Genomic DNA, 22549 nt, shown 5'->3' on the forward strand with positions numbered 1-22549 from the left:
GAGAGCGACAGGAACGTCACGACCGCGCCAGCGACGAACACGCCGAGCGCTGCCGCGCTGCCGAGCGTGTCCTAATACGGTCGCGTTAAGTTAGAGAATGAGGCGTTCGATCTCTGAGTGTCCATGCCCGATCTCGAACGCCTCAGCGATGCTATCACGTGGATAGATTTGTCGTTTGTGGAGCGGCGGCGGACTCCCGAGTGGGCGATTCAAGTGGGCATCCGATGTCACTTAGCAGGTATGTCATTACGGGATGAAAGTCGTTTTATCGATGAGTTAGGAGTCCAACGGAGTCACGTGGCAATCCACGAGTGGGTTCACAAGGCAGATCTACAGCCACTCTCGACAGTCACTGCGGATCAACTTGCGGTTGACGAGAAGATGATCCGCCTGCACGGCCAAGAGTTCTGGCTGTACGGCGCTGTCGATCCCCAAACGAACGAAATCTTGCACGTGAGCCTGTTTCCGACGGCGACGAAACAGACGACGCGGTGGTTTCTGGCTGAGCTTCATCGTCGTTACAGGCTCGACGACGTGGTGTTTCTCGTCGATGACGCCGACTATCTCGGCCCAGTGCTGGCCGAAGATGGCTATCGATTTCGGATACTTGCACACGGAAATCGGAATTCCATCGAACGTGTCTTTTGTGAGGTAGAACGACGAACATCATCGTTTGCAAATAGTTTCAGCCATATCGAGCTAGAGACAGCTCAAGAGTGGCTCGAAGCCTTCGCCGTCTACCACAACTCACGCCAAACTTAACGCGATGGCTAATACTGGAAGTCAGTTTCGACACGGGCGGCAGTTTCGCCCATCTCGACGAGCGCCTGCTGGTAGCGCATGGCCCGGATCTTCGAGCCGTCGGCCTCGAGCGTGCCGTCCATCACACCGGAGACGATGTCGACCTCCCCCTGGATGATCCGCTTCCAGTCGGTGTAGGTGCCACGGAGCGCGTAGCCGTGCGCGACCTCGTCAGGGTCGTCGAGTACGGCTGCCTGCAGGCAGTCGCCATCGCGGAGTTCGAGATAGAAGTACAGCGGCTCGCCGTCGTAGGTTCCATCGGCCAGGATCTCGAGGACGAAGTCACCGTCAAAATCGACTCCCCAGCCGTCGGCAGCCTCAGCGTAAGCGTCGTTGTCGTTGAGACGGTCCCGGAACGATTCGATCCAGGACTCGGCCTCGTCGGGCAGCGCGATCGCCATCGTGTGCGTGGCTTCTCACCTCTCGCCCTTGGATGTATCGCACGCAGCGTGTCTATCGGCCGATCCGCTGGCTCTCGATCCGCCCCGCAACCGTCAGTATGAAACCCCACGCTATCGAAACCCCACGTATGGGCGACGACAGCGGGCGCAAGGACCTCCGCATGCCCGACGACGACGAAGTGTTCGCCGTCGTCACGAACATGCTGGGGGCCAACCGCGTGAAGGTACGGTGCATGGACGGCAAGGAGCGCATCGCGCGGATTCCGGGGAAGATGCAGAAGCGTATCTGGATCCGCGAAGACGACGTCGTGCTCGTCGAACCCTGGGACTGGCAGGACGAAAAAGCAGACATCACCTGGCGATACGACAAACAGGAAGCCGACCAGTTGCGCGACGAAGGGCACATCCAGGAGTGAAAGCGACGCTGTTTTGCTGTTCGATTGCCACCGAGAGAGGGAAGTATATGAGTCTCAGACGCCTACCGACAGGTACCGATGCAATGGCAACCTGACTGGGGACTGCGCGGCCGAATGGGCCTGACGATGCTGCTGCTCGGGCTCCTGTACGTCGGGTTCATCGCCGCGCTGGCAGTCTCCGGCATCAATCTCCTCGGCATAGTACTGATCCTGGGGCTGTTCAGCTTCGGGCAGTTTTTCTTCAGTGACAAGCTCGCGCTCAGAAGCATGGGTGCACGCACTGTCTCCGAGGACGAGTATCCCGAGCTCCACGCCACCGTTGGCCGCCTCGCCCAGCAGGCCGACGTGCCGAAACCGGAGGTCGCGGTCGCTGACTCGCAGGTTCCGAACGCCTTCGCGACGGGCCGGTCACAGTCGAAGGCGACCGTCGCCGTGACGACAGGGATCATGCAGACGCTCGATCAGGAGGAACTCGAGGGAGTGCTCGCCCACGAGCTGGCCCACATCAAGAACCGCGACGTGATGGTGATGACGATCGCGTCGTTCCTCTCGACGATCGCCTTTATGATCGTCCGCTGGGGCTGGCTGTTCTCGGGCGGCCGCGGCGGTCGCGGCGGCAACCAGGCGCCGATCTGGGTCGCCATTCTGGTCTCGCTTGTCGTCTGGATCGTCTCGTTCGTTCTCATCCGGGCGCTTTCCCGCTATCGAGAGTACGCTGCCGACCGCGGGGGTGCGATCATCACCGGTCGCCCGTCGGCGCTCGCGAGCGCGCTAATGAAGATCTCCGGTCGGATGGATCGCATCCCGCAGGAGGACCTCCGCGAACAGGCCGAGATGAACGCCTTCTTCATCATCCCGATCAGCAAGGGGTTCGTCGGCCGGCTGTTCAAGACCCATCCCGCGACCGAAAAGCGGGTCGAACGACTGCGCGAGATGGAACGGGAGATCGAGTCGGCGTGAGCCGCCGGGTTGCCTCGACCCCGACCCACTAAATACCACACGCCCGAACCGCCGGATATGGGACTATTCGACGGGCTGAAGCAGGCACTCGGACTCAAAGCCGAGGCCGACGCGACCCGGGACGCCGATCCCGACGACCTCTGGGGGATGAGTACGGCCTACGTGACGATGGAGGCCGATCTGGGATACGCGCCGACCGGCGACGCAGCGCTGTGTTTCGCTGCCGTCGATAGCACGGACTTCACCGACGCGCTGGAGAACGTCGAAGCGATCCTGCAAGCGGGCGAGGCCGAGACGGGCACGACCGCCGAGTTCGTCGAGGACAGCCACGGCTATCACTGGGTCGTCCTCGAAGACGACACCTTCGAGGATCTGGTCACGAGCATCCACTTCGCCGCCGACGAGCTCATCGAACAGGGCTACGGCTCGCGACTGCTCGCGGCGCTGTTCGCCTTCCAGCACCCCTCCGAGAATCGCTCGGTCTACTGGGTGTACTCGTTCCGGCGCGGGGCCTACTACCCGTTCGCGCCGATGCCTGGCAAACGCGAGCGCGATTCGAGTGCTGAGTTCAAACTTCAGAGCGTGCTCGACGGCGAACTCGACCTCGAAGACGACGAAGCCTACTGGTATCCGCTCTGGCCCGAAGACGACGGCCACCCCTGGGAGTGACACCGCCGGCGATAGGTTGGTACAGACGTTCTGCACCCCGACCGGGCTCGAAATGGGACGGTTGCTAGCACGGCGCGACCCCGCCGTCTTCGCACCTAAACCCAGCGATTCGATGGCGCTCCAGGGGCGCTTTGTCCTGCGGTTTCACTTTCACTATACTGTTAACGAGGGTTTATGACCCATCCGATCTAACCGAGGCGTATGGCAGCGACCGAAGACCTCGAAGACCTGCCGGGCGTCGGTCCGGCGACAGCCGAAAAGTTGCGCGAGAACGGATACGAGTCCTACCAGGGGATCGCCGTCGCCTCGCCGGGCGAGTTGTCGAACACGGCCGACGTCGGCGAGTCCTCGGCGGCGGATATCATCCAGGCCGCCCGCGAGGCCGCCGACATCGGCGGGTTCGAGAGCGGTGCGACGGTTCTCGAGCGACGGGAGCAGATCGGCAAGCTCTCCTGGGGCGTCGAGGAGGTCGACGAGTTGCTCGGCGGCGGCGTCGAGACCCAGTCGATCACCGAAGTCTACGGCGAGTTCGGGGCCGGCAAGTCCCAGGTGACTCACCAGCTGGCCGTGACGGTCCAGCTGCCGGCCGAGCACGGCGGGCTGGAGGGCAGCGCGATCTTTATCGACAGCGAGGACACCTTCCGACCCGAGCGGATCGAGCAGATGGTCAACGGGCTGGACGACGAGACCATCGAGGCGACGATGGCCCTTCACGGGGTCGTCGGCGAGGAGAGCGACGCCGACGCCGGTGACGAGTCGCTGGTCGACGATCTCGTCGAGTCGATGCTCGACAAGATCCACGTCGCGAAGGCGTTCAACTCCAACCACCAGATCCTGCTGGCCGAGAAGGCCCAGGAGATCGCCAGCGAGTCCCAGGACGACGAGTTCCCGGTTCGCCTGCTCGCGGTCGACTCGCTGACCGCCCACTTCCGCGCCGAGTACGTCGGTCGTGGCGAACTCGCGGAGCGCCAGCAGAAACTCAACAAGCATCTCCACGACCTGATGCGCGTCGGCGACCTGAACAACACCGCCGTCGTCGTCACCAACCAGGTCGCCTCGAACCCCGATTCCTTCTTCGGCGATCCGACCCAGCCGATCGGTGGTAACATCCTGGGTCACACCTCGACCTTCCGGATGTACCTCCGCAAGTCCAAGGGCAACAAGCGGATCGTCAAGCTGGTCGACGCGCCGAACCTGCCCGACGGCGAGGCCGTCATGCGCGTCGAGGAAGGTGGCCTGATGGCCGAGTAACCCAGCGGATTCCAGCAGGTGTCAGTGTTTCACTATCGACGGAGCCTTGGGGGGGTTCGTCGTGTCGTCTCACACCGGGACAACGGATTTGTCCGTTCGTCGTCACGCCCCGATATGGAGATCCGTGAGTTGACCGACGTACACGAGCGACGGGAGGCGGTCCCGATCCTGCGGCAGTTGTGGAGCGATGCTGACTCGGCTGAATTGACATCCTCCCGCCCCTGAAGGGGCGAGATTCCACCGTGGGGGTTCGGCTACGCCGATTCCCCGGCGGTAACTTGCGGGTTTGTGTGCTCCTCGTTGGGACGGTGAGCGCGTGACGATGTCCCCAGAAATCGGAGATTTCTGGTGTGCGAACGAGACGCGGCGCGTCTCGTTAACGCCGACCACTGGTGGTCGTCCCACTTGAGGCACACGGGCCGTGCCATCGGCCGTGGTACGTTCGATTCGTGGCGTCGGAGGAACGTCTCTGATGCCGTGAGGTCTGCGTGGCCCTCGAAGCCGCAGGTACACGTGAGCGTGTCGCGGTGGCGCGTGGTGTCCTCGGTCGAACCGCAGTTCGGACACTCTTGGGAGGTCCACGCTTCGGGGCGGACTTCGACGGTGATACCGTACTCCTCGGCGGTACACGCCAGCCGGTTGATGAACGCCCGGAACGCCCAGAAGTTGTGCGTCTTGGCGTTCACCCGCACCGACCAGTGCGTTTCGAGTACGTCCGTGAGATCGCCCACGTACACCGTCGAAACGCCTTCTTCGTACAGCCGCTCCATGAGATCGCGGGCGAGCGCGCCCATGGCATGGTCGCGCCGTCGCGTCCGGCGGCGATACAGCCGTCGAATCCGCTTCGACGTGTACCGACCGTCTTCGAGGAGCGACTGAAGCCGGGCGATCTCCCTGGTCGTGTCCCGGAACCGCTCGAAGAGCTCCCGCCCCTCGTAGAGGTACTGCTGGCCGGTCGTAGTCGTACAGGCGACGATGTTGTTTGCGCCAATATCCAGAGCGGCGGTTTCGTTCGCCAGTGGTGAATCCTGTCGAGAACCCTCTACCGTGACAGGCTGAATGGCCCTGAATTGGTCGCTCAACTCGTCGTAGTACAACTCCAACCGGCCTTGGTCGCCCGACCACTTCGGGCGACCGCGAACATCGAGCGTGAGCCGTTCGCGGTAGCCCATGTCGTACTTGTCTTTGAGGTCGCTGCCGACCGTGATTTCGATGGTCGAACAGTCGCCCCACCGAAGCGTGTACTGGTCGTTCCGGATGTAGGTCCGCAACTCCCGGCCGTCGTCCTCGTTGCCCCAGTACCCCGGCGGAGCCGTGTCCTCGCCGTTGTCGCGGGCGGCGAAGAACGACCGCCACGCTTCGCTGTTCTTGCGAATCACCTGTTGAGCGGTGGCACTTCCGAGAACGCCGACGTACTGCTTGCGGTAGTCGGCGGTGTCCCACACGCTCTCGCCGTCGAAGAACTGTTGACGGCGTTCGTAGGTGAGTTCGTTCCAGAGGCTCGCAGAGGCGTCCAACAGCCGCCGTAGAAGCTCCTCGTCCTCGGGTGAACGGGGAACGACGGTGAAGGTGTTGACGCGCCTCACGCTTGTTGCTCCGTTTGCTCTTGGATGTACTGCTCGACAGCGTCTTTTGAGACACTGCCGGCACTACCGGCGTAGTACGAGCGCGTCCACTTGATGCGGTCGGGGAACCGCTCATTGTACCACCGCGCGGAGATCCCCTTCACCCAGTTGACGATGAGGGACGGGGCGTTCCGAGGTGGACTCCCGATGAACAAGTGGACGTGGTCGGGCATGATTTCGGCTTCGACCAATTCGAGGTCTTTGTCGTCGCAGATTTCCTCGAAGATGGACCGAAGCCGGTCGGCGGTCGCACCCGTGAGACGCGGCTCCCGGTATTTCGGGATGAATACTATGTGGTAGTAAAGTTCGTAAACCGCATGACGGGTACTCTTCACTATACGTGTATACCATAGCCGGGATGGGTGCTAAGTGTTTCGGTCGAACCCCGGCCCGGCCGTTGTCGGTGGTCTGAGTTGCCGGGCCTACCGCTTGACTCCGCCCTGAAGGGCGAGGCTTGCGCTCGAAAACAACGTCACACCGACGACAAGGCCGCCATGCGCGTCGTGGAAGGCGGCCTCATGGCAAAATGGCGGTCGCACCGCTGTTCACCCACCCGACCGTCGTTTCGTGTCGAACCCGATCCAGGCCTGTCCCGTATCAGGCCCCGGAGTGAAAGTGAACGGATCGAGGTGGAACCACAAGACGTGAGCCGGTTTCGATCCGAAGGCAGGGGGTTGAGAATGACTCGCGCGGGTCGAAGCGACGATCGGCGAGTATCGCTTCAGACTCGGGATTCTGGGTTCAAATTCCGATAAACTCGCTTCGCTCGTCTATCGGCGTTCGCAAACGCGTCGCGTTCGCTCACTCCCAGTCCTGGCGTTGCGGCCACTCGTTTCCGTATCCGACTCAGAACGAAAGTCCTTAACCGACCGGTTGCGGATATAGCAATACGAGCCAGGATGGCCGAACGGTAAGGCGCACGCCTGGAAAGCGTGTTCCCTTTCGGGATTCTGGGTTCAAATCCCAGTCCTGGCGCTTCTACGACTGACTGCGAACGAGGAGCGACAGCGACGAGTGAGCCAGCAGTCGCGAAACCCAGAAACGGGATTTTAACCCCTACCAGTCGCGCGCAGCGAAGCGAGCACGTCTGGTTCTGGGTTCAAATCCCAGTCCTGGCGTCTTCTGTGACTGACTACGAATGAGTAATCGGATTTCTCTCTGCACTCGCGGCTGGATCCACATTGATTTATTATCTTATTACTTCCACCTCGTCTGCGTCTGATCCTGACTAGTGAATACACGCTGTTTTTCCGTTCGATCCGGCGCCTACTCGCTATCGAAGTACCGCAGATCTTTTCTAACTGACCACAAGGCGATCATAGCGAACAGGACCAATCACAGCCCATCTCAGCGATCGACTCAGACAGTAGAATTTAACGCTCGCTGGTCCCCACAGTCACGTAGATATGGTCGGGGTGTTACTGGCCATTGGTATCCTCGTGGCCGCCTTCGTCGGGTTCAACATCGGCGGGTCCTCGACCGGCGTGGCATTCGGGCCGGCGGTCGGGGCGGGAACGATTTCGAAACTCGGCGCGGCGGCGCTGATGACGGTGTTCGCGCTGGCTGGCGGGCTGACCGTCGGGCGGGAGGTCGTCGACACCCTGGGATCGGACATCGTCACGACGGAGTTCACGATGGTCGTGAGCATCGTCGTGCTGTTTTTCGTCGGGTTCGCGCTCTTTCTGTCGAACGTCGCGGGCGTGCCGGCTTCGACGTCGATGACGGCGGTCGGCGCGATCGCCGGGCTCGGGCTGGCCGAACACACGCTGCAGTGGCGGGTGATGGGCCAGATCGTCGCCTGGTGGCTGGTCGCGCCGGTCGTCGCCTTCTGGGTCAGCGGCGTCATCGGACGCTATCTCTACCCGACCCTCGTGGAGTGGTTCGCGATCAGCCAGTCGGAGGGGGCGCTGTTCGTCCTCGATCGCTCCGGAACGCTTCCGCGGCCGCGCCTGGGCGAAGAGACGACTCCTCGGGAGGTGTTCGGGACGACGCTGGTCGTCGGGATCGGCTGTTACATGGCCTTCGCCGCGGGGGCGTCGAACGTCGCCAACGCCGTCGCGCCGCTGGTCGGCAGCGGCTCGCTCGGCGAGACGGAGGGGATCTTGCTCGCCGGCGGTGCGATCGGTCTCGGCGCGTTCACGATCGCTCGCCGGACGATGGACACGGTCGGCAACGATCTGACGGATCTGCCGCTGCTGGCGGCGATCGTCGTCGCCGTCGTGAGTTCGACCGTCGTGACAGGCCTCTCGGCGATCGGCATCCCCGCGAGCTTCGTCGTCATCGCGACGATGAGCATCGTCGGCCTCGGCTGGGGTCGGGCGACCCGGACTGTCACGCTCGAAGAGACGGTCCACGGAGAGACTCCCGACGTCTCGGTCGGGGCACTCACTGCGGACGCAGCGGACGCACCGACCGTCGGCGGCGAGGCCGGAACGCCCACCGGCGTCGAGACCCAGCCGATCGGCGAAGAGCGCAGCGAGGATATCCCGGCTGCAACTGAGTTGTTCGAGCCGAAGACGACTGCGAGAGTCGTTCTCATGCAGAATCTCGTCCCGTCGGTCGCGACGATCGCGGCCTTTCTTGTGTTTCGATTCGTCCCGATTATCTAATGTTACCCCTTGCCGTGTGAAGAGACACCATGTGACATCCCGAACAGCAAAGTCTAACCGTTAGGCGTCAGTACACATCGGGTGATGCCTACAGTAGAGTACCTTAACTACGAAGTAGTGGACGACCAGGGCTGGGACATTTACGACGACAACCTCTTCGAGAAGGCCGAAGAGGCCGGTCTCGACGAGTCCGACCACGGCGAACTCGAGGTCGCCGAAGGCGAATACATCCTCGAGGCCGCCGAAGCGCAGGGATACGACTGGCCGTTCTCGTGCCGTGCGGGCGCCTGTGCGAACTGTGCGTCGATTGTCCGCGAGGGCGAAGTCGAGATGGACATGCAGCAGATCCTCAGCGACGAAGAGGTCGAAGACAAGGGCGTCCGCCTGACCTGCGTCGGCACGCCCGGCAGTGACAGCGTACAGATCGTCTACAACGCCAAGCACCTCGATTACCTCCAGAACCGCGTCATCTAAGGCGCACCGCGAGCCGATCCGTTTTCCGGGGTCACTGCGGTTCGACCCCGTTCGCGTTGCTTCGCCAGCCGCTCGTCCCGCGATCGGCGAGTAGTTGGCACATTCCCGACAGACCTCGCAACGTTTATCAGTCCCCGTGGCCTCTGTTCGTACGCAATGGCGAAAGGTACGGTTGATTTCTTCAACGACACGGGCGGTTACGGCTTTATCGAGACTGAGGACGCGGACGAGGACGTTTTCTTCCACATGGAAGACGTTGGCGGCCCGGACCTTGAGGAAGGCACAGAACTGGAATTCGACATCGAACAGGCCCCCAAAGGCCCGCGCGCGACCAACGTCAAACGCCTCGACGAATAGGCTCTGACTGCGGACGCGAGCACACAATTTTCGTTTCTTTCAGAGGGAGAGTGGCGAGACTGGCGGTCGCCGATGACGCGACACCGTTACAGCCGGCAGTATAACTGCCGTGGCCACCAGACATATACTCGCTTCCACGGAACGGAACACTATGATCGGTTCGCTAGCGAAACGTCTTCTCAAACTCGTCGGCGGCGTATTCGTCGTGGTTGTCGTGTTGCTGGTACTCGGCTATGCCACCGGCATCATCGGTCTGCCGAACGTGACCGTCAAGGAACCCGGCGAGTGGGGGACGACGACCGAAGAGACGACCGAAATAGAGACGACGATACTCGTCGAGAACCCGAATCCGATCGGTGTCAGCCTCTCTGACGGGTTCAGTGCGCGCTACTGGACCGAGCTCAACGGCGTCAGGCTCGTCGAGGGGCAGCGCGAATCGATCTCGGTCCCGCGCGGGTCGAGTACGGTCACCCTCACCTCGACGCTCGACAACGACAAGATCGTGCCGTGGTGGGTCGCGTACGTACGCAACGACGAGACGATCCAGTTCCACGCCACCGGGAACGCGACGATCGACGCCTTCGGGGACCGACAGGTATCGTTCCCGGCGCACGACCGGACGATGCTGGAAGACCGCCGACCCGTGATCGAGGCGTTCTCGGCGGCCGTCTCGACGATGGAAGGCGAGTACACAGCCGGGACCGGACCGGCAACTGCCGGGTACGAGATCCGGGACGCCAGCGCGGAGTGGGCAACAGTCACGGACGCGAGGTCGAACATGACGCTGACGATAGAGATTCACAATCCGGGCTCGGTCCCGGTCGCGCTGGTCCCTGACGGCTTCCGGCTCGACGCCACGGCCAACGACGTCGAGTTGTTCACCGCGAGCGGGGACGCCCTCACGCCAGACAGCGTCGATCGAGACGCGATGCTCGCGCCCGGCGAGACTCGGACCGTCGAGTACACGGTGACGATGACCAACGACAATGTCGACGACTGGTTCCTGAGTCACGTCGAGAACGGCGAACGGTCGAATCTCGTGATCGAACCGCGTCTGGAGTTCGCCGTCCCGGAGACCGGCACCACGATCACGATCCCCGAAGACGGCGTCGGCTATCAGTGTCAGTTCCGCACGGCGATTCTCGAAGATCAGGAGAGCGGGTCGAACTGCGGCTCCGGCGGTTCGGTGGCGGCCGACTGACTGTCGGCCCAGGATGCCCTATTTCGTCACCTAATCGAGCGGCACGAGCCGGTGCTCCAGCAGCGGCTTCGTGTATCCTGAGGACTCGTTTGTCACCCCGGCCGTGTAAACTTTGACCTTCTGCTGGAGGACGTGTGGCTCGCCTCTCTTGTTCTTGATGACGTCGACGGATCGCCAGGCTTCCTCCTCCATAGTCTTCGTCTTTCCCGAACGGAACTTCACTTTACCGGCCCCGACGAAACGATCACGATGAGTCGGCAACGACTACCGGGACGCCGAGAGTTATCCCTGCATAACTATTAACAATTAGGTATGGCGTCTCAAAACACGATTTACTCCTGCCCGTCCTGTGGTAGCGATCGGCGGGAGACCACTGCACGCGAACGGGTTCCCGGGGGCACGGACTGGCGACATTACGAGTGCACAGACTGTGGGTTCGAGTGGCGAGTCTAAGAGTGAAAGTCTCTGTCGGTCTGTTCGGCTGCGTCGCTGTCGTGGCTGACGGGTCGTAGCTTTCTCGTAGGTCGGGCCCCGAGCGACGTGACATGCTCGAACTACACGCGGTCTTTCTGACGGTGGTCGTGGGGACCGAGCTCTTCTTCGCAGCACTGGCACTTCTCAACGTCCGGCACGGGGCTGCAACCGTCGTCGAACGGATGGAGTGGGTGACCCACCGCCTCGGAATCGACGACACCGAGCGACTGCTCGCCTACCAGCGGGCCGGCACCGGGCTGTCGCTGTTGCGGTCGGCGGTCGGGCTGGCGCTGGTCTTGCTCGTGCTGTACTCGGGGCTGTTCGGCGACGCCGTCGCCGCACTGGAGGGAGTCGCGCTCCCGCCGGTCGCGCGCGGCGTGGTCTTCTTCGCTGGACTGGTCGGACTCGTCCAGGTCGCCGGCGCTCCGTTCTCGCTGTACGAGACGTTCGCCGTCGAGGAGCAGTTCGGGTTCAACCAGCAGTCGCCGCGGCTGTGGCTCCGGGATTTCGTCGTGAGCCTGGCCGTCTCGATCGTGTTGACGGTGATCGTCGCCGGCGGCGTCCTGCTGATCCTCGAGTTGTTCCCCGACTGGTGGTGGGTCGGGGCCTGGGGGCTGTTCGTCGCCTTCTCGCTTGCGATGCTGGTGATCTATCCCCGGGTGATCGCACCGCTGTTCTACGAGTTCGAACCGATCGAGAGCGGCGACCTCCGGGACGCGGTCGAGGACGTCTTCGAGCGCGCCGGTTTCGCCTGTGAGCAGGTGTACCAGATGGACGCCTCCAGTCGCTCCTCACACTCGAACGCCTACTTCGTCGGCTTCGGCCGAACCAAGCGAGTCGTCCTGTTCGATACGCTGATCGACCAGATGGATCGCGAGGAGATCAAAAGCGTCCTCGCCCACGAACTCGCACACTGGAAGCAAGGGCACATCTGGAAGCAACTTGCCAGCTCGGCCCTGCGGATCGGCGTCGTGCTGGCGGTCTTCTCGATCCTGATCGAGCAATCGTGGGTCTACGAGATGTTCGGTGCTCCGGAGACGGCGTACGCCGGGCTCGCGCTTGGAGTGCTGTGGATCGAACCGCTAGTGCGTCTCAGCGCACCCGTGGAGAACAAACTCTCGCTGGCACACGAACGCGAGGCCGACAGTTTCGCCGTCGAGGTCATGGGCGGGGGTTCGGCACTGGCGGACGCGCTGGCGAACCTGACCAGCGAGAACCTCGCCAATCCGTTCCCTCACCCCCTCTATGCGACGTTCCACTACACCCACCCGCCGATCCCAGAGCGGATCCGGTACATCGAACGCGAGAGCGACGAGAACGCCGCGAGTACGGTCGACCCAGTGGATTAAGGGCCCCGCTCACAAACGGGGACACGATGGATCTGCCTCCACCCGTCCGTTCGGTCCTCGACGCGCTGCCGTCCTTGCGGACAGTCGTCGTCGGTGCCGCCGTGTCGCTGGGAGTGATCGCACTGCTCGTTACCGTTCTCGTCGCGACTGGCGTCCTCGCCCAGCCGACCGTCGAGAGCGTCGACAGCGAGTGGGGCGAAGCCACGAACGACACGACACAGATTGAGACCCAGGCCCGCGTCGACAATCCCAATCCGATCGGGACGCCCGGCGTCGTTTCGATCGAGTACACGGCGTCGCTGAACGACGTCGTCCTCGCGGAAGGCAAAAAGTCCGGGATCGGGCTCTCGCCCGGCGAGAACACGATCGAGTTTGCCGCCACGATGGACAACGACCGGATCGCCGACTGGTGGGTCACGCACGTCAACGGCGACGAGCGATCGACGCTGACGATCGAGCCGACAGTGAGCGGCCCGGGGGTCAGCCAGTCGCTGCCCGAACAGACGTCTGCAGTCGAGACTGATCTGCTCTCATCGTTCGAGAGCAGCGAGGAAGACACCGTAACGGTGGACGGGGAGCCGCTGCTCGTACTCGGTGATCGCGACGCGAGCTGGGGCGAGGCGACCGACGAGACGACGCCGCTGACGCTGACTGCCGAACTGGAGAACGCCCACGAGCAGCCAGTCACGCTCTCCGGCGTCGAATACGTCGTGACGATGAACAACGTCACGCTGGGCGAGGGGCAGACGACCGAGGGTGTCGATCTCGCGCCCGGCGATTCGGACACGCTGACGGTCGATGCGGCGCTGGAGACGGACGCGTTCGCCGACTGGTGGCCGACGCACGTCCGCAACGGCGAGACCAGCCGGATGCGCGTCGAACTGTACGGACTCGTCGAACAGAACGGCAACCAGAGCCGTGTCCCGGTACGGCTCTATCAGCAGCGACTCGAGTTCGAGACGGATCTGCTCGGTGACGGGGGAACAGACGTCGAAGCGTTGCCGAGTCTTCGCGATCCGGTGACGGTTCCGACCGTCGAGGAGGCCGACCGCGACTGGGGGACGATCACCGACGAGACAGCCGAGATCGTCACGACTGCGACCCTGAACGACACCGGTGACGTCGACAGGTTGCGAAACGTGACGACACTCACGGTCGGGCAGGTGAGCGCGATCAACGACGTCACCGTTCTCGAGGAGCAGACGACCCGACAGCTCCCGAACGACGACTCGATGACCGTGACCGGTGAGATGGACAACGACCGGTTCGTCGACTGGTGGCCGCGTCACATCAACGGCGGCGAACGATCGACTGTCGAGGCGCGGGCCGGAGCGACGATCGACGTCGGAATCACCCGCTTCCAGCGTCCGCTAGTCGATCAGTCGGACGAGTTCGAGACTGATATCCTCGGACCGGTAGGCGACGGCGACGCACAGACAATCACGGTCGCAAACGAGACGCTGTTGACGCTCGCCGACCGAACGGCGAGCTGGGAGGTCGCTGACGCCGAGACGACGCCGTTCTCCGTCGAGACGACCGTGGAAAGCGCACACGATCGTCCGGTATCGTTCACCGGCGTCGAATATCTCGTCACGATGAACAACGTCACGGTCGCCGAAGGGATAGACGACGAACTGAGAATCGATCCGGGCGAATCCGCACAGCTCGAGGTTACCGTCCCGATGGACACGCCCCGACTGGCAGACTGGTGGGCGACCCATCTCCGTGGCGGCGAACAGTCGAACGTCTCGGTCCAGTTGCACGGACTGGTCGAACGAGACGGCGAACGCGAGCGCGTGCCGGTGGCGCTGGTGTCGGAACGGTTCGGACTGACGACCGACCTGCTGGGCGGGTCGAACACGACCATCGAGACGTTCCCCGTGGAACAGCCCGACGTCGAGCAACCGACAGTCGAGGGTATCGAACGCGAGTGGGGCGCGGTGACCGACGAGACGACCGAGGTGCACGCGGACGTGACCGTCGAGAACTCCAATACCGACCCCGAGATCAACGACTTCGTCCGGCTGACGACGACCGCCGAGACGTCGATCAACGACGTCTTCGTCGGCTCGGGATCGAGCGAGACGACGCCGTCGGCAGGGTCGAACGAACTGCGCGTGACGAGCGAACTCGACAACAGCAAGGTTCCGGCGTGGTGGGCCCGCCATCTCAATCGCGGCGAAACTTCGACGACGGTCACGACGACTACCACGACCGTCGACGTCGGCTTCACGACGGTCGACGTACCGACTCCCGACGCGAACTCGACGACTGAGACGGACTTACTCGCCGACCTGAACACCGACGAGCCACAGCCGGTCGGAACGGGCGATCGGCAGTACTTCGTCGCCGAGTGGACCGAGGCCGAATGGGGCCGGGCGACGCCACAGGAGGCACCGCTCGACGCGCGGAGCGCACTGCGCAACGAACAGCCGGTGCCGATCACGGTCCAGGAGATCAACTACGACGTCTCGATCGGCGGCGTCACGCTGGCCAACGACAGCCAACAGGATGGCACGACGATTCAGCCGGGTGAAAGCGAGGTCGTCGGTCTGACTGTCGATCTCGACAACTCCCGGATGGACGAGTGGTGGGTCAGCCACATCCGGAACGACGAACAGTCGACGCTCGTGGTCGACGTGACGGCGACCATCGAAGTCAATGGTGAGCCGCGGACGGTCCCGCTGTCGATATTCTCGACGAACGAGACCGTCGAGACGGACCTGCTCGGCTAGGTACGCTCTCCGGTGATCGTGCTGACGGTTGGATGCGCAGGTGACGCGAAGGCGTTCAGCGCAGAGCTCTCACACGACTGCAGTCGTGGACTTTCGCGCTGCTTCCGCTGTGAGTAGCTAACCCGGCCCCGAACTCTCTCGGAAGCACGAGCTAGTTTTGACGGTTCGTATAGCTCTGAACACCTGCATGTAAAAATACTACGAGAAATATGTGAATTTATATTGTCGTGTGACGAGCGTCAGACTATGGTGGCTTTGTCCCACGGACGGGTCGGTGGGCTGGTCGAATGGATACTGAACAGGGTACTCCCGTGGATTAATGTGCCACGGACGGAATCAGGGCTCGGATACCGGGGGAAAATAAATGGCGTCTGAACCGCGCAGCTGGACAGAAGCGACCGAATCGAGAGTTACAGCGGGCGGTTTCGCTGAATGGGGACTCAGACACGCGAAAAGAGCATGGAGCGCTCTAGAATACAGTTCCGCCTACCTCGCACTCATCGCCTCGATAAAAGTACTCGTCGTGATCTTTGCCCTGTCACTCCCGGTAACGCTGGCACCACTCATCGGGGCACTGGTGACCTTTGCCGTCTACGCCAACGACCGACTCGTCGACCTTTCGGACGACGCCGTGTCTCGTCCGCAACGTGCTGCATTCGTCTGGCGCTATCAGCGCGTGCTCTACGTCACCGCGGCGATGGCCTACGGTATCGGCGTTGCCCTCTCGGCGCTTGGCGGGCCGCTCGCGTTCGGCCTGACGCTCTTGCCCGGTGTCGTCTGGCTGTCGTACGCGATCGAATGGATTCGTGTCGGCGCGGTCGGGTTCGAACGGCTCAAGGAGGTTCCGTTCGTCAGTTCAATGCTCGTGGCCATCGCGTGGTCCGTGCCGGTTGTCCTGTTGCCCATGGCTTTCGCAAACGCAGCGCTCACGCCGCGCTCCGGCCTCTTGTTTTCCTACTTCGTTCTCACGACGCTCGTCAGCACGGAGATAGCGAACGTCCGCGACGTCGAAAGTGACAGGGCCAGCGGCGTCAGAACCGTCCCGACGGTTCTCGGGGTCGAGCGAACCCGGACCGTCCTCTACGGCATCGCCACACTCACGCTCGCTGTCCTGAGCTATGGAGCGTACAGCGGCTATCTGACGGTCCCCATAGCAGTGATCCTGTCGGCCGGTGTCTGGACCCTCGTGGCCGCGGTCAGTCTCCTGGGACACGTCGGTGACAGACAGGGGCTGACGATCGGAGCCGAGTGTTCTCCGATCCCTGTATTCGTTTTATTCGTGGCGGCTTCTCTCCTCTAGCGGCCCGGTAATCGTCCTGCCGGGCGCGGTCCTCGAAGGATTTCGCCACCCTGGAGGGGCGAATACTTTCAAGCAGTCATGTCCGACAGGATCACTCCGGTATCGAAAGTATCGGAAATTCTATAGATACGGTCATACCGTTCGGATCGTCGGCGTCGAAAGTAACGTTCCCGCCAGCTAATTCAGTGCCCCAGATTATCAGCGCGAGCCCGAGTCCGGACCCATGTTTCAGTGGCGTTTCCGTCCCGTCGTTCAACAAGGCGAGTTCTTCGTCGTTGATACCCGGGCCGTTGTCCGCGACGGCGACCTCAACCGTGTTGTCTCCGCATTCGACGTCGACCCACACCTCTGGTTCGGGGTTCGTGTTGTGCTCAAGGGCGTTCTCGACGGCGTTCTTGAACACGTCGTCGAAAATGCTGTCGACGTAGATCTGGGCCTCACAGCCGTTGTAATGGATCGAGGCTTCCGGGAACGCTGTCTCCATCTCGTTCAGGCATTCCCGGATCGTAACCTCGAACCGGATCGGCCGGAATTCCGTCCGTCCGCGCTTGAAGACGTCGAGGACCGTCCGGATCCGGTCGCTGAACTCGTTGATCTCTAGCAGGTTCTCCTCGGCTTTGGCTGCGTGTTCGTCGCTGTTGTGCTCTCTCAGGTATTCGATCTGGCTGAGGATCACTTGCGTGCTGGTCCGGACGTTGTGCCGGAACACCCGGTTGAGGACTTCGAGTCGCTGCTGCTGTCGAAGGTACTCACTGATGTCGTGCAGGCTGAGGACGCGCCCGATGGTCCGGCCACGGGTATCACGTATCTCACTCACCGAAACGTCGAGACTGACCGAACCACCGTCGGGTCGCAGGAGGGTGCGGTCGGATTGGGTCTCGTCCAGATCCTCCAGCTGCGGGATCGCATCATCGACCGGCCGTCCGAGCAAGTCAAACGGCGTGGATCCGAGTGCGTCCGCTGCTTGCTCGTTGATATCTATGACGTGGTTGTCCATGTCCAATATGACGAGCCCGTCTTCAATCTGGTCGAACAGTAACCGTCGAGCAGGTCGAATGGGAGCCGGGTTCGTCCCAAGGAGTCGAAACCGCGTGAGTGCCCCCAGAAACAGGACTGCCGAGAGCGAGAACGCGATCGGCGTGGGATCGATACCACTCGTGGGCAGGGCGCCCAGCAGGTGTAACACGTTGGTCGTCCAGGGGACAGCAAGGCCGGTCAGCAGTGCAATACTCTGTGCCTGGAAAATCGATAGGTCGCTCGAAACGAACGACAGCAGCGGGATCGCGCCCAGCAAACCTAACAGGTACGTGTAGTACGCGGTGACCCAGAACCAGGGACCGGGTGTGCGATCGATGACTGACTCTCCTCCGTAGTCGACGAGAGTCGACTCAGCGTACATCAGGTGATGGAACTCGTTAGTCAGGCCGAACAGGATAGTGAGCGCTGGGATGATCAGCGCAAGCAGGACGTACCGCCGCTGGAGATACTTGCTGTATCCCGTGTAGGACAGCGAAAAGAACAGCCACGCGACAGGCAGGATGGCGACACCGACCCACGTGATGTCGGTCCAGAATATCTTTTCCTGGATGCTCGTCGCGTTCACCCGAAACAGCAGCGTCGACGACCACCAGCACTGTCCCGCCAAGAGTAACGCCAGCGAAACGGCTCCAGGTTTCGGGCGTTCCCTCCAGGCCAGCAGACTGCCCGTGAACCCGACGGCAATCGTCACTACCAATATCGCCCGCATGACCAGGATTGACATGGTATTGATCCCCCGTATTATGCCCGTTTTACTCGTACAGTTGCTCCAGATGTGATCGTATCTCGGACGTACTCATCCCGTTGAGAGTATCCAGCCCGTACTGGACGACCAGCGGATAGAAGTGGCGGTTCTTCTCGAACTCTTCGTCGTGCTCGAACTCGTATTCCGCCTTCAAAACGTTGTACAGCCGCCGTAGTTCCTTCGTCTGGAACTCAGGCAGGTACATGTACGTCCCGATCTGTTCTTCTTTGATCGAAACCGAGTCGTCCACAGCAGACTCCGGGTCGTCGCTCGTTGCGTTCGACGAGGCTACTTGCTCTTCCGTCCCCCGGTTTCCCGATGCCGGGGAGGGTTGTCGGTTCGATTCGACGTTCTCGGTCGACCGCTTGCGGCGCTTGCGAAGCCGTTCGGACCGGTCGTCAGTCATGGCTTACTCTCCGTCGGCGGAACTGTTCGTCCAGGCCGCGTGCGATCTCCCGGAACGAGGGCAACTGGTCACACTCCGGAGCCTCGGCGAAGAGCGACGTACCGTTGGTCATGGCACGCTGTACCGCTGCGCGTTCTCTGACTTTCCAGACCGGCGTATCGTCGAACGCGTCCTCTATCCACGCGACCATCTCGCGTGCCTGGTTTTTCCGCACGTCTATTCGGTTGATGACGACCCCGCGCTCCCGGATGCGGATATCGTAGTCTTTCTCCAGGGCGGAAACGTGATCGAACAGCAGCTCGAAGGCCCGCTTGCTCGTGGTCTCTGCCAGTGCCGGGATGAGCATGTTCTGTGCTGCGTACAGTGCGTTGTCCATGAGGTTCCCGAGGAAGGGCGGACAGTCGATGATGACGTAGTCGTACTCGTGGTCGACGTGTTCGAGTGTCAGCGACAGCTGTTGTCCTGACCGTCGAGAGAGCGTGAGTTCTGGTTCGATCGCCGTCATGTCGATGTTCGACGGGATGACGTCCATCTCTTCGTGTTCTCTCACCAGGTCGACCACGTGGTGTCGCTTCTCGGCGTCGCTCAAGACGTCGAACAGCGACGGCGGACCCTCGTCGTAGACGTCCCGCATGCCGAGATTCTCCGTCGCGTTCCCCTGTGGATCCAGATCGACGAAAAGGACATCGTGCCCCCTGTCGTTCAGTGCTCCGGCGACGTTGATCGCGACAGCGGTCTTTCCAACACCCCCTTTTTGATTGCTTACGGCAATTCGGACCGTATCTCCCATACAAACTGTACAAACGTGAGTGTGGTACTTAATATCACGTCAGACTACTGTCAACCACCGATTAGATGGATTACATAAATTAGTGAGTGTCATGACACGATTTAGCATAGCTGGCTCTACAAGAAGTGAAACGTGCTCGCAGAGTCGGGGATCCCGGCTGGCAAGGGTCTGTCCGGGCGGCAGCCCTGTTTTGATCGTTTGGCTCTCAAAGACGTCCGAACGCGCTCGGAGGAGTGCCAAACAGCGCTGAGAGCATCCAATCCCCTTGCGCCGATCAGCGAGCAGATCGGTGTCGTTGGCGGGACGGATCAGATCCCTTCGAGCGGCGAGTCCTTCGACTCGGCCAGGCGCTCGAACTGCTCGCTGCTCAGTTCGACGGTGGCCGCTCCGAGGTTCTCTTCGAGCTGGTCGACAGTTCGTGCGCCGACGATCGGTGCCGCAATCCCCTGGTGGTGCATCAGCCAGGCCAGGCTGACCTGAGCGGGGGTGGCGTCGACTTCCTCGGCGACCGCCCGGACCTCGTCGACGACCTGGAAGTTCTCCTCGGTGAGATAGTAGTCCTCCCAGCCCTCGTCCTCGGAGGCCGTCGAGTCTTCGGGCATGTCGTCGCGGCTGTACTTGCCCGTCAGAACGCCCTGGCCGAGCGGGCTCCAGGGGACGAGTTCGATCCCGTAGTCGGCACACATATCCAGGTAGGTGTCTTCGACCTCGCGGTTGACGAGATTATACCGCGGCTGGGAGACGGTGAAGGGTTCGAACCCGTGGCGTTTCGCGATCTCGTTGGCCTTGGCGATATGCCAGGCGTCGGGAACGTGCGTCGAGGCCCCGAGGAAGTTGACTTTCCCGTCCTCGACGACGCCGTTGAGCGTGCGCATCAACTGCTCGGCCGGCGTGGCACCGTCCCAGCGGTGGATGTACAGGACGTCGAGATAGTCCGTCCCGAGACGGTCGAGGATCGCGTCGACCTGCCGGCGGACGTGCGTCCGGGAGAGCCCGCTAAAGTTGGGGTTGTCCTCACGGGTCGGCCAGTAGACTTTCGAGGCGATGACGTACTCGCTGCGGTCGCGCTGGGCGAGCCAGTTGCCGATCCAGCGCTCGCTGTCGCCGTCGCCGTAGATGTCGGCGGTGTCGATGAACCGCCCGCCCCACTCCTCGTAGGCGTCGAGCAGCTCGTAGGCCCGCTCTTCGGGGATCTCGATCGAATCCTGGTCAGTCTTGCGCCCGAACCGCCAGGTCCCGAACGCGAGTTCGCTCACCTGTAGACCGGTGCGTCCCAGCGGGACGTATCCGAGTTCCATGTCCGAAACGGGGGCGGGGGACGCTTGAAATTACCGTCATTTTTCCGTCATTCTGCCTGTCGAATCCACAGACAGGCACACGTACAGCCACAGTGAGTACTGACACTCACACAGTGAGTACTGACACTCACATTTGTCCCGTCACGTAACTGTTCAATATTACGTCGTCTAGAAGTGGAAAGCGTTATCAATTCCTGTCTATGTTGAATAGTTAATGTCCGACCGCTTCGACGTGGTTGTCGCCGGGGCCGGTCCGGCCGGCGCCCAATGTGCACGCGACGTCGCCGCGAGGGGGTACGACGTCGTCGTGCTGGAGACCGAGCCGGAGTCAGAGTTCCCTCGGCAGAGCAACAAGTCGACCGGCGGGACGTTCCCGTCGATGCTCACCGCATTCAACGTCCCGGACGACGTCGTGATGCAGTTCACCGACAGCGTCGTCCTCGAATCGCCCAACCACCACTTCGAACAACCGCAGGCAGGTGCCGTCCTGGAGTTCGCCGACTTCAAACAATTCCTCGTCGAGGACGGCCGCGAGAAGGGCGCAGAGTATCGTTTCGACGCCCGGGTGTCCGGGCCCGTCATGGACGACGGGGAGATCGTCGGCGTCGAGTACAACGGCGATCACGAAGTGTACGGCGATATCGTGATCGACGCGACCGGGCCGGCGGCCCCGCTTGCCAAGGCACTAGGTGTCAGTGACCTGCAGCGCGAGAAGCAGGCGATCGGGATCGAACGGGAGTTCGAGGGCGTCGATCTCGACCCTCCCGACTACGCCGACCTCAACGACGCGATGATGCTCCGGCTCGATCACGAGTACGCGCCCGGCGGCTATTCCTGGATCTTCCACACCGGCGAGGACACCGCCAAGGTCGGGGTCTGCTACATCCAAAACGAGCAGTATCAGCAATATGCCAGCGGTGACCGAACGATCGACGGCTATCTACAACACTGGGTCGAAACCGACCCCCGGTTCGAAGACGCCGAACCCATCGAGGGCAAGCAACACCGCGGGTCGGCCCACATCCAGTCGCCCGGGAGCCTGAGCACGGACAACTTCATGGCGATCGGCGACACCGTGCCGACGATCGACCCGCTGTGGGGCGAAGGAATCAACAAGGGGATGCAATCCGCCCGGGCTGCCGCGATCACGGTCGATCACTGTCTCACGCCCGATAAGCGAGACACCTCCGCCGACAACATCTCCGTCTACGACGATCTCTGGCACGAGACCGTCGCCCCGAAGATGGATTCGCGGCTGTTCATGACCGAGTTGATGTACTTCGCCCCCAACGAGCGCTACGACCGGTTCATGAAGGACCTCGATCGGCTCGATCTGCAGACGATGCGCCGGGCCAACGAGGGCAGCTGGCGTGCGATCTCGAAGCTCATCCATCTCGACGACGTTCCGCTGCTGGCGAGGTTCGCCAGCCACTACCTGCGGACGTAGTGCTTTTCGACAGCCAGGGAACGATCCGCAGCGGCTACCGTCAGCGACCAACGGCTGAAGCCGTTGGCTTGTCGGTGGACTCCCGTTCTGCCGACACGTAGGCGTCGGACGCCACGTCAGTCGCGTTCACGGTCATCGTCCCCGACTTCAGGGCGTACTGACAGAACGCCCCTCCAGCGGGGGACTTCTGCCCTCGCTGGTGT

General features: G+C 62.1%; 21 protein-coding genes and 1 tRNA gene. 14 read left to right on the plus strand and 8 right to left on the minus strand.

The window, feature by feature from the left end; genetic code table 11:
* Positions 1-123 precede the first annotated feature (123 nt).
* A complete protein-coding gene (locus OB916_RS14580; protein ID WP_315910028.1) occupies positions 124-762 on the plus strand; it encodes an IS6 family transposase in 639 nt (212 codons plus the stop codon).
* Positions 763-770: 8 nt separating this feature from the next.
* On the opposite strand, the gene OB916_RS14585 is transcribed toward OB916_RS14580, so the two are convergent.
* A complete protein-coding gene (locus tag OB916_RS14585) occupies positions 771-1202 on the minus strand; it encodes an SCP2 sterol-binding domain-containing protein (RefSeq protein WP_315910029.1) in 432 nt (143 codons plus the stop codon).
* 128 nt (positions 1203-1330) lie between these two features.
* On the opposite strand from OB916_RS14585, the gene eif1A reads away from it, so the two are divergent.
* From eif1A to radA, 4 genes are all read left to right on the plus strand, one after another.
* Positions 1331-1618: a translation initiation factor eIF-1A gene (gene eif1A, locus OB916_RS14590; protein WP_315910030.1), complete on the plus strand. Its 288-nt coding sequence runs from the start codon at positions 1331-1333 to the stop codon at positions 1616-1618.
* A 78-nt stretch (positions 1619-1696) separates the two neighbouring features.
* On the plus strand, positions 1697-2578 hold the full coding sequence (htpX, locus tag OB916_RS14595) for a zinc metalloprotease HtpX (protein WP_315910031.1): 882 nt from the start codon (positions 1697-1699) through the stop codon (positions 2576-2578).
* 57 nt (positions 2579-2635) lie between these two features.
* A complete protein-coding gene (pspAB, locus tag OB916_RS14600; protein WP_315910032.1) occupies positions 2636-3247 on the plus strand; it encodes a PspA-associated protein PspAB in 612 nt (203 codons plus the stop codon).
* A gap of 201 nt (positions 3248-3448) precedes the next feature.
* Positions 3449-4498 carry a DNA repair and recombination protein RadA gene (gene radA, locus OB916_RS14605; RefSeq protein ID WP_315910033.1) on the plus strand — a complete coding sequence of 350 codons (1050 nt, stop codon included), beginning with the start codon at positions 3449-3451 and terminating at the stop codon, positions 4496-4498.
* Between the two features lie 254 nt (positions 4499-4752).
* Here radA and OB916_RS14610 read toward each other — a convergent pair whose 3' ends face one another.
* Both OB916_RS14610 and tnpA read right to left on the minus strand, forming a co-directional pair.
* Entirely contained in the window at positions 4753-6084 is a 1332-nt protein-coding gene (locus OB916_RS14610; RefSeq protein ID WP_315910034.1) for an RNA-guided endonuclease InsQ/TnpB family protein, read from the minus strand.
* Entirely contained in the window at positions 6081-6461 is a 381-nt protein-coding gene (tnpA, locus tag OB916_RS14615) for an IS200/IS605 family transposase (RefSeq protein WP_315910048.1), read from the minus strand. Before tnpA ends, OB916_RS14610 begins: the two co-directional genes overlap by 4 nt.
* A gap of 555 nt (positions 6462-7016) precedes the next feature.
* Here tnpA and OB916_RS14620 point away from each other — a divergent pair.
* From OB916_RS14620 to OB916_RS14640, 5 genes are all read left to right on the plus strand, one after another.
* Positions 7017-7098 (plus strand) — tRNA-Ser (locus OB916_RS14620).
* A gap of 431 nt (positions 7099-7529) precedes the next feature.
* Positions 7530-8732, plus strand: a complete 1203-nt coding sequence (locus tag OB916_RS14625; RefSeq protein ID WP_315910035.1) for an inorganic phosphate transporter — start codon at positions 7530-7532, stop codon at positions 8730-8732.
* Between the two features lie 84 nt (positions 8733-8816).
* Complete coding sequence (gene fer, locus OB916_RS14630) at positions 8817-9206, plus strand: ferredoxin Fer (RefSeq protein WP_315910036.1); 390 nt, start codon at positions 8817-8819, stop codon at positions 9204-9206.
* A gap of 156 nt (positions 9207-9362) precedes the next feature.
* Positions 9363-9563, plus strand: coding sequence for a cold-shock protein (locus tag OB916_RS14635; RefSeq protein WP_229110366.1), 201 nt, complete (start codon positions 9363-9365; stop codon positions 9561-9563).
* Between the two features lie 151 nt (positions 9564-9714).
* Positions 9715-10764, plus strand: a complete 1050-nt coding sequence (locus tag OB916_RS14640) for an LEA type 2 family protein (protein WP_315910037.1) — start codon at positions 9715-9717, stop codon at positions 10762-10764.
* 30 nt (positions 10765-10794) lie between these two features.
* On the opposite strand, the gene OB916_RS14645 is transcribed toward OB916_RS14640, so the two are convergent.
* Positions 10795-10956: a hypothetical protein gene (locus OB916_RS14645; protein ID WP_315910038.1), complete on the minus strand. Its 162-nt coding sequence runs from the start codon at positions 10954-10956 to the stop codon at positions 10795-10797.
* Between the two features lie 353 nt (positions 10957-11309).
* On the opposite strand from OB916_RS14645, the gene OB916_RS14650 reads away from it, so the two are divergent.
* The 3 genes from OB916_RS14650 (at position 11310) to OB916_RS14660 (ending at position 16622) form a co-directional block, all read left to right on the plus strand.
* Entirely contained in the window at positions 11310-12587 is a 1278-nt protein-coding gene (locus OB916_RS14650; protein ID WP_315910039.1) for a M48 family metallopeptidase, read from the plus strand.
* 26 nt (positions 12588-12613) lie between these two features.
* Positions 12614-15322, plus strand: coding sequence for an LEA type 2 family protein (locus OB916_RS14655; RefSeq protein WP_315910040.1), 2709 nt, complete (start codon positions 12614-12616; stop codon positions 15320-15322).
* Between the two features lie 364 nt (positions 15323-15686).
* Positions 15687-16622: a UbiA family prenyltransferase gene (locus OB916_RS14660; protein WP_315910041.1), complete on the plus strand. Its 936-nt coding sequence runs from the start codon at positions 15687-15689 to the stop codon at positions 16620-16622.
* 91 nt (positions 16623-16713) lie between these two features.
* On the opposite strand, the gene OB916_RS14665 is transcribed toward OB916_RS14660, so the two are convergent.
* The 4 genes from OB916_RS14665 to OB916_RS14680 all read right to left on the minus strand — a co-directional run bounded on the left by OB916_RS14665 (position 16714) and on the right by OB916_RS14680 (position 20899).
* Positions 16714-18384 carry a histidine kinase N-terminal 7TM domain-containing protein gene (locus tag OB916_RS14665; protein WP_315910042.1) on the minus strand — a complete coding sequence of 557 codons (1671 nt, stop codon included), beginning with the start codon at positions 18382-18384 and terminating at the stop codon, positions 16714-16716.
* Positions 18385-18412: 28 nt separating this feature from the next.
* Complete coding sequence (locus OB916_RS14670; RefSeq protein ID WP_315910043.1) at positions 18413-18811, minus strand: hypothetical protein; 399 nt, start codon at positions 18809-18811, stop codon at positions 18413-18415.
* The gene (locus OB916_RS14675; protein WP_315910044.1) at positions 18804-19601 is read right to left on the minus strand and encodes a ParA family protein; all 798 of its coding nucleotides are present in this window, start codon (positions 19599-19601) and stop codon (positions 18804-18806) included. Before OB916_RS14675 ends, OB916_RS14670 begins: the two co-directional genes overlap by 8 nt.
* A 308-nt stretch (positions 19602-19909) precedes the next feature.
* Entirely contained in the window at positions 19910-20899 is a 990-nt protein-coding gene (locus tag OB916_RS14680) for an aldo/keto reductase (RefSeq protein WP_315910045.1), read from the minus strand.
* A gap of 214 nt (positions 20900-21113) precedes the next feature.
* On the opposite strand from OB916_RS14680, the gene OB916_RS14685 reads away from it, so the two are divergent.
* On the plus strand, positions 21114-22346 hold the full coding sequence (locus tag OB916_RS14685; protein ID WP_315910046.1) for a digeranylgeranylglycerophospholipid reductase: 1233 nt from the start codon (positions 21114-21116) through the stop codon (positions 22344-22346).
* Positions 22347-22549: the final 203 nt, after the last annotated feature.

Source organism: Halapricum hydrolyticum, from assembly GCF_025517535.1.
GTDB lineage: Archaea > Halobacteriota > Halobacteria > Halobacteriales > Haloarculaceae > Halapricum > Halapricum hydrolyticum.

What these genes read in the sequence shown, in the direction of transcription:
- OB916_RS14655 (WP_315910040.1), top strand. Translation starts at nt 12,614, where the DNA reads ATGGATCTGCCTCCACCCGTCCGTTCGGTCCTCGACGCGCTGCCGTCC.
- OB916_RS14585 (WP_315910029.1), bottom strand. Translation starts at nt 1,202, where the DNA reads ATGGCGATCGCGCTGCCCGACGAGGCCGAGTCCTGGATCGAATCGTTC.
- OB916_RS14665 (WP_315910042.1), bottom strand. Translation starts at nt 18,384, where the DNA reads ATGTCAATCCTGGTCATGCGGGCGATATTGGTAGTGACGATTGCCGTC.
- OB916_RS14640 (WP_315910037.1), top strand. Translation starts at nt 9,715, where the DNA reads ATGATCGGTTCGCTAGCGAAACGTCTTCTCAAACTCGTCGGCGGCGTA.
- OB916_RS14625 (WP_315910035.1), top strand. Translation starts at nt 7,530, where the DNA reads ATGGTCGGGGTGTTACTGGCCATTGGTATCCTCGTGGCCGCCTTCGTC.
- eif1A (WP_315910030.1), top strand. Translation starts at nt 1,331, where the DNA reads ATGGGCGACGACAGCGGGCGCAAGGACCTCCGCATGCCCGACGACGAC.
- OB916_RS14670 (WP_315910043.1), bottom strand. Translation starts at nt 18,811, where the DNA reads ATGACTGACGACCGGTCCGAACGGCTTCGCAAGCGCCGCAAGCGGTCG.
- OB916_RS14680 (WP_315910045.1), bottom strand. Translation starts at nt 20,899, where the DNA reads ATGGAACTCGGATACGTCCCGCTGGGACGCACCGGTCTACAGGTGAGC.
- htpX (WP_315910031.1), top strand. Translation starts at nt 1,697, where the DNA reads ATGCAATGGCAACCTGACTGGGGACTGCGCGGCCGAATGGGCCTGACG.
- OB916_RS14645 (WP_315910038.1), bottom strand. Translation starts at nt 10,956, where the DNA reads ATGGAGGAGGAAGCCTGGCGATCCGTCGACGTCATCAAGAACAAGAGA.
- fer (WP_315910036.1), top strand. Translation starts at nt 8,817, where the DNA reads ATGCCTACAGTAGAGTACCTTAACTACGAAGTAGTGGACGACCAGGGC.
- radA (WP_315910033.1), top strand. Translation starts at nt 3,449, where the DNA reads ATGGCAGCGACCGAAGACCTCGAAGACCTGCCGGGCGTCGGTCCGGCG.
- OB916_RS14650 (WP_315910039.1), top strand. Translation starts at nt 11,310, where the DNA reads ATGCTCGAACTACACGCGGTCTTTCTGACGGTGGTCGTGGGGACCGAG.
- pspAB (WP_315910032.1), top strand. Translation starts at nt 2,636, where the DNA reads ATGGGACTATTCGACGGGCTGAAGCAGGCACTCGGACTCAAAGCCGAG.
- OB916_RS14635 (WP_229110366.1), top strand. Translation starts at nt 9,363, where the DNA reads ATGGCGAAAGGTACGGTTGATTTCTTCAACGACACGGGCGGTTACGGC.
- OB916_RS14580 (WP_315910028.1), top strand. Translation starts at nt 124, where the DNA reads ATGCCCGATCTCGAACGCCTCAGCGATGCTATCACGTGGATAGATTTG.
- OB916_RS14660 (WP_315910041.1), top strand. Translation starts at nt 15,687, where the DNA reads ATGGCGTCTGAACCGCGCAGCTGGACAGAAGCGACCGAATCGAGAGTT.
- OB916_RS14685 (WP_315910046.1), top strand. Translation starts at nt 21,114, where the DNA reads ATGTCCGACCGCTTCGACGTGGTTGTCGCCGGGGCCGGTCCGGCCGGC.
- OB916_RS14675 (WP_315910044.1), bottom strand. Translation starts at nt 19,601, where the DNA reads ATGGGAGATACGGTCCGAATTGCCGTAAGCAATCAAAAAGGGGGTGTT.